Genomic DNA, 15,521 nt, shown 5'->3' with positions numbered 1-15,521 from the left:
ATAGGATATCTAGCGCCAGCCTAACTCAGGTGCAACATGTTCCAAAATAGCCGAAAGTACATGAATATTGTAATCTACACCCAAAGTATTTGGAATTGTCAGGAGAAGAGTATCCGCTTCCTGGATAGCTTCGTCCTGAGCCAGTTCTTTGACGAGCTGATCAGGCTCGGCCGCATAACTACGGCCAAAAATAGCGCGTTTGTCCGCTTCAATGAAACCTATCTTGTCGGCCCGATCTGCTTCCTGTCCAAAATAATACCTATCTAAATCATCAACCAATGCAAAAATTGATCGACTGACTGAAACTCTGGGTTCGCCAGGATGTCCAGCTTCTTTCCAGGTTTGTTTATATAGACGTATCTGTTCCGCCTGTTGTATATGGAAAGGTTTTCCATTTTCGTCATACTTTAATGTCGAACTCTGTAAGTGCATCCTATTTTGAGCCGCCCATACCGCTGTGGCATTCGATGCTGCACCCCACCAGATGCGGTCACGCAACCCTTCAGCGTGCGGTTCTAGCCTGAGTAAGCCTGGAGGGTTCGGAAACATCGGATAGGGATTTGGCTCAGCGAAACCTTTTCCTTTAAGTTTTTCCAGGAATTCTAAAGCTTTCCTGCGGCCCATATCAGCGTCGCTCTCGCCTTCAGCGAGCTCATAACCAAAATAACGCCAACCGTCTATTACTTGTTCAGGTGAACCTCTACTGATACCCAGTTGTAATCGGCCTTCTGAAATTAAATCGGCTGCCCCAGCATCTTCCACCATATAAAGTGGATTTTCATAGCGCATATCAATTACTCCTGTGCCTATTTCAATCGTATTGGTCTTCGCCCCAATGGCGGACAATAAAGGAAAGGGAGAGGCTAACTGATTGGCAAAATGATGTACACGAAAATAAGCTCCGTCTATGCCTATTTCTTCTGCTGCAACAGCCAGATCTATTGACTGAAGTAATGTGTCACTTGCTGTTTGGGTACTGTAAGCAGGGTGTTTGGACCAATGTCCAAAAGATAAAAATCCTATTTTCTTCATTCGTCGGGACGAGATTTGATGTTTATCAAATTTAATAAATCTATACTGATCTAGGACTCTTGGTTTGTCCTATGGATGTCAATAAAATAGCAATTGAAATCGTCCTTCCCAATTGCCATTTGGCAATTGGGAAGGAGTATAAAAGCACTAACTTTGTATATTGATTGTACTATAATATATTCATGATGACATCCGAAAAATTGTTGAAACAGATTGATTTTATCAAGGAGATTGATAAGTTGAAATACATCCAGCGAAGGACTAAGCTTTTTAATAGTGATCGTTGTGAGAATGATGCCGAACACAGCTGGCATTTGGCGTTGATGGCTATTGTTTTAGCTGAGCATGCTGACGAGTCTGTAGATCTCTTGAAAGTTATTAAGATGGTATTGATACATGACATTGTTGAAATTGATGCTGGAGATACCTTTATCTATGATAACGAAAAAGCACATAGTAATACGGAGGAAGAGCGTTTAGCCGCCAAACGAATATTTGGAATGTTACCGGAGCAGCAAGCGGAAGAACTCATTTCGATCTGGGAGGAGTTTGAAGCTGGGGAGACTCGCGAAGCGCAGTTCGCCAAAGCAATGGACCGATTGGAACCACTGTTGCAGAATAGTTCTAATAATGGGGGGACCTGGAATGAACCTGGTGTAAACTATAATAAGGTATACGCAAAAAAGAGCGTGATCAAAGATGGTTCACCTGTATTATGGGAATATGCCGAAAGTTTAATTGACGATGGCGTGAAAAGGGGGATTTTGAAGAAAGCTAATTCCTAGCGGCCGTTTATTCTTTTTCTCCTATTCAAACGAATATTAAATCAGCGCTGGCGAATTGTAAATGTGAGATTATGGTAAGGCGTATTTTATATACATTTATTTTGCAATCAGGTATGAATTATATAAAATAGAGAAATAGTACATGAACATGACACATCTGGGTAAATTTGAGCATGACCGTACAATTATTGATAAGTATGTGAAAAGTTCTGCTTTTGGAAAGAATAAGCTTGTCTATGCGCCTTTGATTATAGGCATAGGTTTACTCTTTTTCCTCGCATTTGCTATTTTTGAAGGACTGGTCGAAACTATTGGCATAGGTATCATTAGTATCCTGTCGGTTATTGTGGTTTTCTGCTTTATTTTGGCAGCAATTATTAATCGCTCTGCACATAAAAAACTTTATGAAGAGACTAAGACGGCGCCTGTATGTATAGCAAAGAAAGTCTACGGAAATGATGTGCAAAATATCTACTACTGTATCTATAGTACTGGAGAGATGAGACACGACAGCTCCTTTATCAATAAAATCGCTGAAAAAATTTTTGCTATTCCAACGAATACCAATGACAAGATAGATAAGGAAATTCTGGATCTTTTCAAGATAGATTTTGTGAAACCTGGAGAATTTGCGAAGAAACTTCCGTTGGCATTTACAGATGGGGTAGCGGTTTGGAGACGACAATTTGCATTAGGCAATCTGCCAAAAGATGCCCAACAGACGATCGAAGATAATGATAGGCAGTTTTGTGTGGTAGCGATTGTTCCTGAAAATCCACGTATACTTACAGAACAGTTTTCTTAAGAAGCCATTTAAATCAATATACTAACTGAGCCACATTTTGTCGAATGTGGCTTTTTTGTTTTTAGACGATTTTTATGCGTCCTTATCAGTTGATGACGTCCAATATTTAGGATTGGAGAGTATAAAACTAACAATATCGCCTATGACTTTCATGACCAGAGTATATCCTGAAAGCATCATAAACATTGGAATATAAAGTTTGAAAAAAGGAACTGCTACTAACGCTCTCGGACTGGCATTCGAATAAGTCAAACGTGCTTTGTTATTTTTATAATAAAAGATAGCATTCGATACTGCCCATATTGCTGGGTAAAAATCTGAAGCCTGAAACACAAAAGTGTTGTTGTGTGCGACCCTGTTGATAACAAGAACAATTGCTGTTAAAAATACCGTAAAAAAGCAAAGTAAAATAAAGAAGATTGTCGTATAAACCCAATTACCAGTTTCGTCCTTTTCAATATAGGTTCCAAATGATTTTCTGTTTTTATCCGATTTTTTACGCGTGCGGTTCAACCTTATTTTTTTTATCGTGTATTTAATCGGCGTATTCTTGAGTAGTATATAATGTGCTACTGTATATGCAAATGTTTGAATGGACTGGGCGAGAATGATTTTATAATTATATATCGCATCATCACCGTATAAATAAACAATCAATAGATTAAGCAATAAGACACTCCAGAATAGGGGATCTCTTAAAAGGTATTTTGGAACTAATTTTTTATTGGCCACGATTAATTTTAATTTTTGAACCTGACTTTCAAACTATCTCATCCCAATAAGATGTTAAGGTCATCTGCTTCGCTCTTCACAATATATTCATCTAATTCTATTCTGAAACAATTGTAATCAAATATAAAAATGCTTGATGTGTATTAAAAGGAAAAAAGAGATTGTTTACCGACCGAAATCTGCTTTTTACCGAAAATATATGGGATAAGAGCTCCTTATTTGGGAAATTGGACCATCATAATTTAATCGCTCCAGATATGGTACATTTCTTTAATGCGTTGATCATTTTGTTGTTTTTTATGGTTTTAGCTTTGTTTTCGAATATCGAGACAAAAAAACATAATGAAGCGTTCTCTGATGCTCTACAAGTCTATCGTACGGATTCAGTAGGTACATCTGACAAGAGGGAACTGATCGATTTACAGCGCTTATCAATCGATAAGCAGTAGATGTGACCTAAAGAGTTGGACGATAGGGAATTTTATGCTTAACGCATAGAAGAAAAAGCCAAATGAAGGCACGATTCGGTGATGAGAGTATACTAGCGTTCTTTAAAATTAAGTGAGATCCGATACTATGAAAAGAGTTGAAATATTTAAAACGAATGTCAATAAATATAGAGAAGCACAACAAATCGTTGTGACGCTTCTACAGCTGTTCTCCTCCTATAAAGTTAACTTTGATCTTGAGGACGAGGAACGGATTTTAAGGATTGAATCTTCACAATCGGATATTGAGATAAGTGGGATTGTCAAACAGATGCTCGATTGGGGCTACCAATGTGAACGTATAGAATAGCGATGAGCGTCCGCGATAGTGGAATTAGCTAGAAATGAAATGGGGCGCGGTACAGAATAATAAAAAATGTTTTTTTAAATTAATTATTAGACTTACTTTCGATTCCAGTATCTCTCCTCCAGACAAAGTTTCTATACCGAAATGAAAATGTCTATGATGGAGGTTCTTTAATAAGATCATGTTCGAAATGAAATATCGTAAAAATATCATTCTTTTTATAGCCATAATTTATAGCTGTATCTCTTTTGCACAAACCAAAGGTAATGTGCTTTCTAACTGTCAATCAGAGGTACTGCATTCTAATATTTTAAACGAAAAGCGGACGATCAATATCTTTCTTCCTAATAATTATCAGGCCAACGATACGGTAACTTACCCTGTTATCTATGTCTTGGATGGCGGTATGGAAGAAGACTTTTTTCATATTGCGGGAATTGTTCGTTTTGATACCCAACCTTGGATTGCGAGATTCCCCAATAGCATTGTTGTCGGAATCGAGGGAAATATCCGAAAACGTGATTTTACTTTCGCTGTTCCAAACGTTGATTTCCTAGAGAAAGAAGGTTTTCAAAAAAGCAGTTTTCCTACCTATGGCGGATCCGAAAAATACATGGCTTTTCTAAAAGATGAATTACTGCCCCATATCAGTAAAAATTATAGGGTAAACAAGGAACGGACAGTTATTGGAGAGTCGCTAGCTGGGCTTTTCTCAGCTGAAATACTACTTAAACAACCTGATCTCTTTGATAATTATATTATTGTCAGTCCGAGTCTGTGGTGGGGACAGCAGGAGCTATTGAAAAATACCGAAAAGCTACTGGAGGCTAATTTGAGAAAAAAAGTGCGTGTATATCTGGGAGTACCCAATAGGGATGAAGATATTAGAATGTACCAGGATGCTGAAGCGTTTTATAAAGTTATAGGTAACAATAAGAAGATGGATGTTATTTTTGATTATATGCCTGAAGAATTACATTCAACAGTTATCCATCAAGCTGTGTATAACGCATTCAAGAGATTATATCCAAAAACAGCCTATTCTAAGTAGTTTACTTATATGATTTTTCGAGTTCTTTGACCAAGCTTTTAGGCATGCTATCTAACATTCCATTCGTCTCTCAGTATTGACATGATTAATTTGTCATGGAATTTATTGTCTCTATAACATGCTTGACGCATTCTTCCTTCAATTTTGAAACCAGCATTCTTATATGCCTTGATGGCAGCATAATTTGGTTCCGATACAGTAAGCATAATACGATTGAGATTTAATTCTTCAAATCCAGCGTCAACAATCAGTTTGGTTACCTGCGTGCCAAATCCCTTTCCCCATTGATTGCGATCCCCTATAAAGATAAAATACTCGCCAAGTTTGTTTGTGATAGAGATGTTGCAAATCCCAGCATAACCAATAGGAATATCTGAATTGGAAAGGAAAATCCCTCTATTGTAATTTTTTGAATCATTGATGACTGATATATACCATTCATCGATATTTTCCTTTGTATTTAACGATTGAAATAACGAAAGTGAATATTTAATTGCCTCTGGATCATTGAGCCATGTATAAAATGGTGTGACATTTTGGATTGATAGAGGTTTTAGAAATATCGATATGTCCATTTATTTGAGCGCCTTTTCTTATTTTAAATAATTGAATTGGGAATTTGTTTTATTGCTTTTCTTGCCATTTGTGGGGCGTAACTTTAGTTAGGTTCCAAAGGTTTAACGCTTCATACTCCATCTCTAGTTCTAAACCTAAAATAAGCAGTTCGATTTTTTCAATTGAAATTGCTGTCCACTTGCTTAAAAATAATAAAATATTTTATCTTATTTAGTTTAAGGAATTGAACAAACTTAACTTGATGAGCTGTTTTGCCTCCTGTTATTTTTCTGTAGTTTCCACATATACATGATAATTAAGGTCAATAACATGGAAAAAATAAAATAACGCCAAGCTAATCCATTCTGTGTGGTTACTTTGCCACTAATGGCCACAATAAAGTTGGACAGTGATGTCACAATGTAAACCATTCCACCCATGAGACCGCCTGCGGTGCCTGCATGCTTTGGGAAAAATAACATGCTGTTGGTAAAAAAGCTCGTAAATAAAACGCCTGAAATTATATGAATAAAAAATGCAAAGCCGACCATGATATATAGGTTTTGCTGGAACATACTCACCACGATTAAAGCGACAATAAGTGAAGCCTGGAATAGAGCAGGAACGATGACCCGTGGGACGAAATCAAGATGCATCCGCTTTTTTGTAATAAACCCGCCAATCATCCACGAAAAGCCTAGTATCAATGTACAGTAACCAATTGTGACGGATGAAAAATGAAATGTATTTTCAATAATAAATGGCCCCGTCATATTGAATAGCATCACAATGGAGTAACTAAAACCAAGCACCAGGATACCTAGTATAAAAAGCTTATTTTGAAGCATCATTTTATATAGGTTGAGATTGTCCCTTAGGTTAATCTTTTTCTTTTCGGCAATACTTTCCCCACTGTACAACACTTCAAATAATAATAAGGCGGCAGCGTAGAAAGCAAGGAAATAAAAATTAGCCTGCCAATCGAATAGTTTTTCAAGATAACCTCCTAAAAAAGGCGCTAGTATTGGGCCACATGACCAGACGATGGTAAAATAGCTTAGGTAATTTTTTAACCGATCACCTGCATATAGATCGACAAAAAGTGCACGTGTAGCCACCACCAAAATGGATATGGCTACGCCTTGAACCACTCTTAATAAGCAAATAAGTAACACACTGTGTGTATGTGTTATCAATAAGCTGCTTAGTATCAGAAACGTTAATGCCAGAAGCTTCGGGCGATATCGGCCTATACTGTCAAGAATATTGCCTATAAATAACTGGGAAATGCCATAGCTCAATAGGTAACTGGTCAATGTTAATTGAATATCTCGTTCGTGAACAAGTAGACTTTTGGCCATTGCCGGAAACGAAGGAAGATAGATATCTGTTACAAATCCTGAAAGGGGCATGGATACAAATGCCATGAATGTTACTAACCTGATGCGTTGCGAAGATGCTTCTTTTAACATTTTTACTCTTTTTTGTTAAACAAAACTAGAGACTTTTTGGCTAATACCGATGCTATCTGACAAAGTAAAAATTACGAAAATCAAATATCATTTGTTTTTCTGTCTAAACTTGAGCGGAGATGTCTCTGCATTTTTCTTAAAGAAGTTGTTGAAATGAGCTGGTTCATCAAACCCAAGGGTATAACCGATCTCAGCGACATTCCAATCTGTATAGATCAATAGATTTTTGGCCTCCTCATAGATTTTTTGTTTGATAATCTGCGTAGTGGTCTGATTGGTGACCGATTTGACAGAGGCATTGAGATGATTGACATGCACATTGAGCTTTGCCGCAAAATCGGCTGCGGTATGTAATGCAAGCGGGTAAGCGGGAGAATCCAATGGAAATTGTTTGTGCAGTAATTCATCAAACAAACGATACATCCGGACGCTGCCCGATTGATCTTGCAACTCTACATCTTCCATTCTCCACTCTAAGGCTAGATGAAGGATTGCTGCCAAATTGCTTTTGATGGCACTACAGCGAAGAGGGTAACTGGAGTTATTCAACCGGAACATATTATCGAAAAATGTTGTAATCAAATGCAGCTGTTCTACATCTAAAAAGATAATGGGCTTACTCCATTCTTTGAATAGGGAGGTCTTTTTAAATGGTTCAAATGTCTGGCTTCCGGAAAAGAATTCTTGATTAAAAAGGCAAAAGTATCCTTCTTGTTTGTTCGTGTCACATACCCATGTATAGGGAATATTTAATGCGGGTAAAAATAGGGCAGGCCGATCGATATATAATTCATGTTGACCGTATTTGAACCATCCTTTCCCTAAAATGAGACTGATTTTATAAAAATCGCGTCTGTTGTAGGGTGTTTTAAAATCACAATATTTGCGTGGCGAAATATTGAAATGTGATTTTCCGAGTTCAACATCTAGTATATCTCCACTATTTGTATGGAGATGGCTCAATCGTTTATAGTAATCCTGTAAAGTTTCCAGTGTTTCGCTCATGATTATGCAAAGTTACAAAAATCAAATGTAATCCTAGCTCTTTACAATAGAGCAATCTAGTATAAAATTAGGATCAGTCTGTTACACCGTTCATATTTTTTGTCTTAACCAAGATCTGAGCCAGATTTTGTATTAAATTTTACTTTCAAAATAGTATGTACCGGAACCAATTTCTTTGGTTAAGTCAGGCAAGATTACTTTGGCTTTGCTGTTTGCCGGTATGCTGACCTCAAGTTTCAATAGTCCATTTTCAAGTTTCCATGCTGATTTTACCGTGCCATAAACGGTTTCTACTTCCGCAGACGCACTTGTTATTTTTCCATTGGGTTTGGGAGCAATGACAACAGCTTTATAACCCGGATTGTCAGCGACCGAATTGATTCCGGCAATCGTTCTGTACATCCAATCCCCAATTGCCCCATATGCATAGTGGTTATAGGAGTTCATATCTGGGGTTTGAAAAGATCCATCAGGTTTAATTCCGTCCCACCGTTCCCATATTGTTGTTGCGCCCATTTTTACGGGATAAAGCCAAGAAGGATAGCTTTCCTGCATTAAAAGGTCGTAAGCGACATCATTGTGACCAAACCTGGTCAACACATGACATAAATATGGTGTACCCAAGAATCCGGTTGTGAGGTGATTTCCATAGTCCCGGATATTGGCTACAAGACGATCCGCACAGGCTGCTCTGAGTTGTTCAGGTAGCATATCAAATTGTAGTGCGAGTACATAGGCTGTTTGTGTTCCTGAAACTAACCTACCCGTTGGGGTCATGTATTCCCTTACAAAAGCGGATTTAATGTTTGTTAGGAGGGTACTGTATTTAGCTACGTCTTCCTGTTTACCCAATACATTTGCTGCATTGATCAATAGTTGGGTCGAATGTGCATAAAAAGTCTGTGCAATCAAATACTTGTCCGTTACCGCAGCTCTTCCATCGTTATCATCATTAGGACGATAAAAAAGCCAATCTCCAAAGTGGAAACCTGAATTCCATAGGTTGTTTTTGGCGGTAGATGAGATATAATCTACCCATTTTCGCATACTCTCATATTGATTTTCCAAGAACTGTCGATCGCCATACGCCACATACATATCCCATGGGATAATGGTCGCTACATCTGCCCAGCCGGCAGATGCGCCATCATTTGCTCCCAGTACATTGGGGATTACGTGGGGGATTGCACCATTAGGGAGTTGGTCCGCTTTTACATCCTTTAGCCATTTGGTGAAAAATCCTGACACATCCATATTATAGGCCGCTGTATTGGCAAAAGCTTGCGCATCACCAGTCCATCCTAGGCGCTCATCGCGTTGTGGACAATCTGTTGGCACATCCAAAAAATTTCCTTTTTGTCCCCATTGAATGTTGTGCTGTAACTGGTTCAATAATGCATTTGAGGTTACGAATTTGCCTGTGGTCTCCATTGCTGAGTATAAGGCAACAGCTGTAACGTTTTCCGGTGTCAATTCACCAGGGTAGCCTTCGATCTTCACATACCTGAAACCCTGAAATGTAAAATGAGGTTCAAAGATCTGTGCTGTGTTTTCCTTTAAAATATAGATATCCTGTGCCTTTGCAGACCTAAGGTTTGTTGTATAAAAATTGCCTTCTTTTGTAAGCACTTCAGCATGGCTCAAGGTGATCTTGGTTCCGGCTGCACCTTTCGCTTTGAGCATGACCCAACCTACTAGATTTTGTCCAAAATCTACAACTGTTTCACCTGCTGGTGTTTTGAAAACCTTAAGGGCTTTAAACTGTTCATGTTTCTTAACTGGTGGACCGGCCATCGCAACAAGTTTTTCCGGCCCTTTCTCCATGATGCCAACGTTATTCCATTTATTGTCCTCTTTAAAGCCGATATTATCCCAGCCGGCTATTTCCATCCTGGCATCATAAATTTCGCCGTCATAAATATCAGATGCCATGATCGGTCCATAAGCATATTTCCAGCTTTCATCGGAATTGATTGTTTCTGTTGTACCATCCGTATATTCCACGAGGAGTTGCAGAAGCAATCCACGCGTATCGCCATAAAAATTATGTTGATTTCCGAAGCCTATCCGTCCTTTATACCAGCCGTTTCCGAGGCTGACACCGAATACGTTGGTACCATGTTTTAGTACAGCGGTCACATCATATACTTGGTACTGTAAATGATTTTTATAACTGGTCCACCCCGGAGCAAAATAAGTATCGCTGATGCGCTGGCCATTGATACGAGCTTCGTATAGTCCTTTTGCTGTGACATAGACCATTGCAGACTTTAGTTTTTTATTTATGGAAAATTCTTTTCTAAAAATGGGGCTTCGTGCTGAGGTGTCTGTTTCTGCTACCTTGATCCATTTCGCGCTCCAGTCCATAGCGCCGATACCCATCTGAAAGAAATGGGTATCAGACCAGGCGGAGGTATTGCCATGATTGTCTTTTACCCTAACTTGCCAAAAATATCTTCTTTTTGAATGCAGTGCTGCTCCATTATATTTAATCAGTACAGATTGATCTCCGGAGACAGTAGCTTCCCAGACGAGATCTTTTCCAAGGTTTATCGAAGCTTTATTTGTACCTACTCTGATTTCATAAGACGATTGTAAAGTGTTTTTTATAGGGGAAATAATTTTCCAGCTAAATCGGGGATTAGCCGTCTCGATTGCCATAGGATTTTTAAGGTGTTCTACCTTGAGGTCGATTACGCTTAATTTTTGAGCATAGGTCATAAGTGAGAGGATGCACAGAAATCCTACTATTACAAATTTTTGAAGCAGAGTCTTTATAAATGGTTTCATATTTGACGATCGGTTTGGCCGGAAATCCGGAATGATACGCTATTATCCGTAATAAACTTGATAGATGCATCATGGGCTATCCTGCTCGCTTGGTCAGTAAATGGTGGTATATCAGTTGAAAAGAAATAGGTATCCTAAAGGAAAATACAATTTTCAGCTTGATATGGAACTTCAAATAAGGGAAGGTTCGTCGTCGGTGAAATCGGAGAACTGAGCCTTGGACTCTACTTTTGTTTTAAAACATGCTGGTGCAAAAATGGGCAATAATTATTGGCCCATTTTGAATGTTTATCAGGACAGTTGTTTTTGGTTTTTTATTCTGCTCAATAGTAATGATAGCGAGCTTATCTAACGCTTGAAGATAGCTAGAACCCCTATTTTGACTATATTTTTTTCTTAGTTGTGGCTATATCTTTGCTACTTTATTGTGTTTTTTTAATCTTCGATTTACTTATTTGATAGAATTTTTTATCATATTTTAGCCTTGTCTATTATCCTAGAATCTAGTTGGTCAATAAATTTTGCACAAGGATCGATTCTTTAGCTATCATGGTGCTATGAATCTGTAATAAAAAGGAGCTTATGAAAATGAAAAGAGGAACATTTATATCAGTGGGAATTTTTGCTATGATCATCTCTATCTGCTCGCAGGGCTGTGTTGGCAATGGTGGTTCGCGAGAGGGAAAGACCCCAAATAACATCACTTCTGGTTCTTTTCAGTTTGATTCGCTTGTTCATTATTCAACAATGATTGATCTTAATCAAATTGGAGAGTTGCAAGACAAGAAGATCCAATCCGAGCAGGATGTTTTTTTGTTGTCTGTATTAGGTGATAATCAAGTTGACACTGCTTTCCTAAAGAGACTGGAGGATGTCGACTATACCAAAACGCTGATTAATGGAAAGCATTATGGCGTTATAGATTCATTATTTTTTCGCAAAGCTAGACAAGAGGATATAGATAGTTCATGTATACATGAATTTAGAGATATCCTTGTTTTTTATAAGAATAAAAAATGTATTGGACTTGCCAAAATTTGCTTTGATTGCAAAGCAATGGTTCCATGGGACCGAGGTGTCCAGTTCAAAGGTTTTGGTGATTGGTCAGATTATGATAAATTACATCCAATATTACGAGAAAAATAAGATCTACGACTTCATCTATCAAGGTTTGGACATTAGTACATTTTCCAGGTCAGCTAGATCTGCAATGCCTTTTTTTATGATAATATCTTTTCCGAACCTAGGTTGATAATAAGAAAAAACGACAGCCTTATTTTCTTTAATTTTTAGTGTCCCCTCCTGAAAGTATTCACCCTTAATTTTTACCCAAACCTCTAGAATGGTTTGATGGCAAAAACGTACATCTTCTAAGAGTTCTTGATGTGATTTAGGATTTATCTTGATATAAAATCGAGCATCATTGATGTTGAGTTCTTCCGTAAAATCAGTCTGTAATTTGAGGAATGGATGACTCATTGACAATGGTTTTCCGAGTAAGCTCTGTTCAGCTTTTTCCCACCAGAAGCCTTTAGCGATAACCTCTACAAATTCGTCATGAAAGAAAAAGTAATAATGTGTATAGTCGGTCAACATTTCTTCCACTGAATTGCCCCATTCATACGATTGGCCATAGTGTTTTTTTTCATATTGATATCTTTCCATCAGCCATCTTGAGTTTTCAACCCGGTACACCCAGGTGCCTACCTCAAAATCTTCCCAATTTTCTCTGGGATCGTGATAAGGTGGAATTTCCCCACGGCAGATTCTGATTCCATCCATTTTTTGTATGGTGATTCTACCAAACTGTTCATCCTCCGTTTCAAAGCAGATGGAGGTTCCATTTTCATCGTATAGGACGGTGGGACTCAGTACTAGATCTGCAACGATGGGAACTTTAATTACTTGTATAAAGGGAATATGCTCTGTCATATATGTTTTGTTCTCAGATTTCTGAAAAGCGTTTTAAATTTCACCTCCCTATTTCCTTCATTCACCGAGTTTTTATACCCGTTGACCTAAAGACCATAGGCGGAGCAGCTATCGTACTATAATTTTGAATCAACAAATAAGAACAATAAACCACCGAGAGTATAAAGCTTCATCACTAATAATGGATGAATTATTTAGATGAAAAGCTAATATAATAAAATAAGAATATTATGAAAACATTCGTAAAAACATTCGTGGCAGCAGCGTTGATCGCAATAAGTACTTTCGCTATGGCCGCAGATAAACCATCTTCAACTTCAGAGAAAGCTGTAGTTAATCTATTCACTGCAGATATCGCCCTTAGTCATTATGTTGCGGTTATCACCGAGGGAGAGTCGGCCGGAGTAGATCAATTATTTGCTGCAGATTTCTGCCAAAAAATCCAATCAGGAAACGCAGCGACAAATAACCGTAGGGAAGTCATCAAATTTTTGAAAAAACAAAAAGGGGAGAAGCTCAACTGCAAGGTAAATACCCAGATCATCGAAGAATCGTCAGATTATATGGTCGCAAAGGTAACAATGCAATTTGCGGATTTCACCAAGACAGATCTTGTGACTTTGATCAATGAGAATGGAAACTGGAAAGTGTCCAGTTCGGTAAATGCATATAAATAGGACAAAGAATCAATAACTAATGGTGAGTCAAGTTAGCTCATAGCCTGACTATTAGTGAATCATAAGTTTATAAGTTTAGTTTAGTAGCCACGTCGTGAGATGTGGCTTTTTTGTGTTCAGCTACTCCTAATCGCAGACACGGACTTTATAAAGTTTCAGGGTCGGTATATATACCTTCTGATTTGGGTTGGTCGCATAGATATTATATGTCCACCAACTTTCTTCTGCTTTTGTGTATACCAGACGGTTTGTTTTTGCATTCCAGTTTATGGATTTTATATGATGAGCATCAGCTAAGGGTGAGAATGGATCGAATTTTCGTTCTTTTATAGAAAAAATAACTACGCCATTTGTAAACGAAACCAGTAGACGATTGTCATCTATCCGAGAGAGATCATGCCCGCCTTGTCCGGGAATTTTTATTGTATTGACGAGCGTTAAGCTTTTTTTAGCATCAGTTAATTTATACGTTCGCAGATCGTCATAGCCAAGCACAAATAATTGCTGTAATCTGTTGTTCCAGACTACACCATGCCCCGAATAAAGTGTGTCCTTGTAGATCGGTTTCTCCGGTTGGTCTAATTGATAAAGCTCCAGAGAGTTACCTTTTGGATGAGTTGAGTTTGCCACAGCTACAAGTTTTCCGGGCAATATGTCCGCTGAATGGGCCATGGGTGTCTTCGCGTAAAACTCAATTTTTTTATCGGCGATATTCAATAAGCAGGTTGCACCAGTCGATGATGTAATCAGGATTTTTTTATTTGAAAACACGGGCTTGCATTCATCTATTGACTTGAAATAGTTGCTATATTCCTTCGGTATTTGATTGGCGCTTTCTCCGAATTGCCATTTCCAGACAATGGCTGAGCTATCGGAACCAATTGCGGGATTGATAATAAGCACTTTGTCATCTCCACAGGCAACCCAATACCCCTTTTGGATCTGCGTCAATTGTTGGCCATTGCCTAGAAAAGGTATTGCTAAGATGATCCACAGTACCAATGTGTCAATTATTCTACCAGGTTTCATTCCTTGTTCGGTTTTAATTTCGTATTTAAAGTTAATTAGATAAGTTGTTTGAAAACGAATATGATAACAAAAATAATTAGCTTTACTTATGATCATTGATGTCTTACAAATGAAAGAGATTTATTTTTCGTGCCTCAAACCATATATTGAGGATATCGTCCTGTTGGAATCCTGCTGGAATGAGGTAATCGTATCATATTCCGATCAACGAAGGGCATATCATACCTTGGTACATTTGCAGCATTTTAGCAATCAATTAGATCTTTGCAAAAATAAATTGTCAGATTATTCCACAGCCTATCTAGCTATGATTTATCATGACATCGTCTACTTTATGATGGATGGTACTAATGAAGAAAAGAGTGCACTTGTGGCTGTGAATCACCTAAATAGACTACAATATCCATCCGATTTGATCAGTGTATGTAGCGAGATGATCTTAGCAACAAAGACACATGCGGGCAATAGTTCGTCTGATATCAATTACTTTATAGATGCCGATATGTCAATACTAGGGGCTGACAGTGGATCTTATGCTCAATATGCCGTCGGCATCCGCAAAGAATATGGAGATTCTATTTATTTTGACCAAGGTAGAAAACAAGTTCTGCAGAGTTTTCTGAATATGGAAAGGATCTTTAAAACAGATTTGTTTTTCGATAGGTATGAAAAACAAGCCCGTTTAAATATTCAACTGGAGATTGACAACTTAGGTTGAATTTCCTGTTACTGCCTTATCCTCCTATTTCCGCCTTTCATTGAGTTTTCTTCATCCGTTTGCTAAGGTGAGCAGGTTAGAGAGGTATTCTTTTTTAGTAACTATCGTGAGCAAAATGAAAGTAGCTTTTGTCCATTGGCAGG

General features: G+C 38.0%; 15 protein-coding genes. 7 read left to right on the top strand and 8 right to left on the bottom strand.

The genetic code is table 11. From position 1 onward, the window contains the following. Positions 1-9 precede the first annotated feature (9 nt). Positions 10-1,032 carry an LLM class flavin-dependent oxidoreductase gene (locus ABFX33_RS02025; protein WP_346083983.1) on the bottom strand — a complete coding sequence of 341 codons (1,023 nt, stop codon included), beginning with the start codon at positions 1,030-1,032 and terminating at the stop codon, positions 10-12. Between the two features lie 182 nt (positions 1,033-1,214). On the opposite strand from ABFX33_RS02025, the gene ABFX33_RS02020 reads away from it, so the two are divergent. Next, positions 1,215-1,817 (top strand): HD domain-containing protein, encoded by a 603-nt coding sequence (locus tag ABFX33_RS02020; protein ID WP_346083982.1) that lies wholly within the window; start codon positions 1,215-1,217, stop codon positions 1,815-1,817. A 142-nt stretch (positions 1,818-1,959) separates the two neighbouring features. After that, the gene (locus tag ABFX33_RS02015; RefSeq protein WP_346083981.1) at positions 1,960-2,622 is read left to right on the top strand and encodes a hypothetical protein; all 663 of its coding nucleotides are present in this window, start codon (positions 1,960-1,962) and stop codon (positions 2,620-2,622) included. Between the two features lie 72 nt (positions 2,623-2,694). On the opposite strand, the gene ABFX33_RS02010 is transcribed toward ABFX33_RS02015, so the two are convergent. After that, positions 2,695-3,354 carry a hypothetical protein gene (locus ABFX33_RS02010; protein ID WP_346083979.1) on the bottom strand — a complete coding sequence of 220 codons (660 nt, stop codon included), beginning with the start codon at positions 3,352-3,354 and terminating at the stop codon, positions 2,695-2,697. Between the two features lie 576 nt (positions 3,355-3,930). Between ABFX33_RS02010 and ABFX33_RS02005 the strand changes: the two genes are divergently transcribed. Together ABFX33_RS02005 and ABFX33_RS02000 are read left to right on the top strand one after the other, a co-directional pair. Next, positions 3,931-4,152 (top strand): methyltransferase type 11, encoded by a 222-nt coding sequence (locus ABFX33_RS02005; RefSeq protein WP_346083977.1) that lies wholly within the window; start codon positions 3,931-3,933, stop codon positions 4,150-4,152. A 187-nt stretch (positions 4,153-4,339) separates the two neighbouring features. Beyond that, the gene (locus ABFX33_RS02000) at positions 4,340-5,200 is read left to right on the top strand and encodes an alpha/beta hydrolase (RefSeq protein WP_346083975.1); all 861 of its coding nucleotides are present in this window, start codon (positions 4,340-4,342) and stop codon (positions 5,198-5,200) included. A gap of 47 nt (positions 5,201-5,247) precedes the next feature. Here ABFX33_RS02000 and ABFX33_RS01995 read toward each other — a convergent pair whose 3' ends face one another. From ABFX33_RS01995 to ABFX33_RS01980, 4 genes are all read right to left on the bottom strand, one after another. Beyond that, positions 5,248-5,775, bottom strand: coding sequence for a GNAT family N-acetyltransferase (locus ABFX33_RS01995; protein WP_257092873.1), 528 nt, complete (start codon positions 5,773-5,775; stop codon positions 5,248-5,250). 234 nt (positions 5,776-6,009) lie between these two features. After that, positions 6,010-7,227, bottom strand: coding sequence for an MFS transporter (locus ABFX33_RS01990; RefSeq protein ID WP_346083974.1), 1,218 nt, complete (start codon positions 7,225-7,227; stop codon positions 6,010-6,012). 87 nt (positions 7,228-7,314) lie between these two features. Further along, positions 7,315-8,232 (bottom strand): helix-turn-helix domain-containing protein, encoded by a 918-nt coding sequence (locus tag ABFX33_RS01985; protein ID WP_346083973.1) that lies wholly within the window; start codon positions 8,230-8,232, stop codon positions 7,315-7,317. Between the two features lie 132 nt (positions 8,233-8,364). Beyond that, complete coding sequence (locus ABFX33_RS01980) at positions 8,365-10,953, bottom strand: family 78 glycoside hydrolase catalytic domain (RefSeq protein ID WP_487047292.1); 2,589 nt, start codon at positions 10,951-10,953, stop codon at positions 8,365-8,367. 657 nt (positions 10,954-11,610) lie between these two features. On the opposite strand from ABFX33_RS01980, the gene ABFX33_RS01975 reads away from it, so the two are divergent. Beyond that, entirely contained in the window at positions 11,611-12,168 is a 558-nt protein-coding gene (locus ABFX33_RS01975; protein ID WP_346083970.1) for a hypothetical protein, read from the top strand. Between the two features lie 18 nt (positions 12,169-12,186). On the opposite strand, the gene ABFX33_RS01970 is transcribed toward ABFX33_RS01975, so the two are convergent. After that, entirely contained in the window at positions 12,187-12,954 is a 768-nt protein-coding gene (locus ABFX33_RS01970) for a hypothetical protein (protein ID WP_346083968.1), read from the bottom strand. Between the two features lie 230 nt (positions 12,955-13,184). Between ABFX33_RS01970 and ABFX33_RS01965 the strand changes: the two genes are divergently transcribed. Then, a complete protein-coding gene (locus tag ABFX33_RS01965) occupies positions 13,185-13,631 on the top strand; it encodes a nuclear transport factor 2 family protein (RefSeq protein WP_346083967.1) in 447 nt (148 codons plus the stop codon). A 126-nt stretch (positions 13,632-13,757) separates the two neighbouring features. Here ABFX33_RS01965 and ABFX33_RS01960 read toward each other — a convergent pair whose 3' ends face one another. Then, a complete protein-coding gene (locus ABFX33_RS01960; protein WP_346083966.1) occupies positions 13,758-14,660 on the bottom strand; it encodes a DUF6528 family protein in 903 nt (300 codons plus the stop codon). Between the two features lie 109 nt (positions 14,661-14,769). On the opposite strand from ABFX33_RS01960, the gene ABFX33_RS01955 reads away from it, so the two are divergent. After that, on the top strand, positions 14,770-15,378 hold the full coding sequence (locus ABFX33_RS01955) for an HD domain-containing protein (protein ID WP_346083965.1): 609 nt from the start codon (positions 14,770-14,772) through the stop codon (positions 15,376-15,378). Positions 15,379-15,521: the final 143 nt, after the last annotated feature.

This window comes from Sphingobacterium ginsenosidimutans, assembly GCF_039536865.1.
Lineage (GTDB): Bacteria > Bacteroidota > Bacteroidia > Sphingobacteriales > Sphingobacteriaceae > Sphingobacterium > Sphingobacterium detergens.
The sequence above is the reverse complement of the archived record's forward strand: the minus strand, read 5'-3'. Positions and strand labels throughout refer to the sequence as shown.

What these genes read in the sequence shown, in the direction of transcription:
- ABFX33_RS02025 (WP_346083983.1), bottom strand. Translation starts at nt 1,032, where the DNA reads ATGAAGAAAATAGGATTTTTATCTTTTGGACATTGGTCCAAACACCCT.
- ABFX33_RS02020 (WP_346083982.1), top strand. Translation starts at nt 1,215, where the DNA reads ATGATGACATCCGAAAAATTGTTGAAACAGATTGATTTTATCAAGGAG.
- ABFX33_RS02015 (WP_346083981.1), top strand. Translation starts at nt 1,960, where the DNA reads ATGAACATGACACATCTGGGTAAATTTGAGCATGACCGTACAATTATT.
- ABFX33_RS02005 (WP_346083977.1), top strand. Translation starts at nt 3,931, where the DNA reads ATGAAAAGAGTTGAAATATTTAAAACGAATGTCAATAAATATAGAGAA.
- ABFX33_RS02000 (WP_346083975.1), top strand. Translation starts at nt 4,340, where the DNA reads ATGAAATATCGTAAAAATATCATTCTTTTTATAGCCATAATTTATAGC.
- ABFX33_RS01995 (WP_257092873.1), bottom strand. Translation starts at nt 5,775, where the DNA reads ATGGACATATCGATATTTCTAAAACCTCTATCAATCCAAAATGTCACA.
- ABFX33_RS01990 (WP_346083974.1), bottom strand. Translation starts at nt 7,227, where the DNA reads ATGTTAAAAGAAGCATCTTCGCAACGCATCAGGTTAGTAACATTCATG.
- ABFX33_RS01985 (WP_346083973.1), bottom strand. Translation starts at nt 8,232, where the DNA reads ATGAGCGAAACACTGGAAACTTTACAGGATTACTATAAACGATTGAGC.
- ABFX33_RS01980 (WP_487047292.1), bottom strand. Translation starts at nt 10,953, where the DNA reads ATGACCTATGCTCAAAAATTAAGCGTAATCGACCTCAAGGTAGAACAC.
- ABFX33_RS01975 (WP_346083970.1), top strand. Translation starts at nt 11,611, where the DNA reads ATGAAAAGAGGAACATTTATATCAGTGGGAATTTTTGCTATGATCATC.
- ABFX33_RS01970 (WP_346083968.1), bottom strand. Translation starts at nt 12,954, where the DNA reads ATGACAGAGCATATTCCCTTTATACAAGTAATTAAAGTTCCCATCGTT.
- ABFX33_RS01965 (WP_346083967.1), top strand. Translation starts at nt 13,185, where the DNA reads ATGAAAACATTCGTAAAAACATTCGTGGCAGCAGCGTTGATCGCAATA.
- ABFX33_RS01960 (WP_346083966.1), bottom strand. Translation starts at nt 14,660, where the DNA reads ATGAAACCTGGTAGAATAATTGACACATTGGTACTGTGGATCATCTTA.
- ABFX33_RS01955 (WP_346083965.1), top strand. Translation starts at nt 14,770, where the DNA reads ATGAAAGAGATTTATTTTTCGTGCCTCAAACCATATATTGAGGATATC.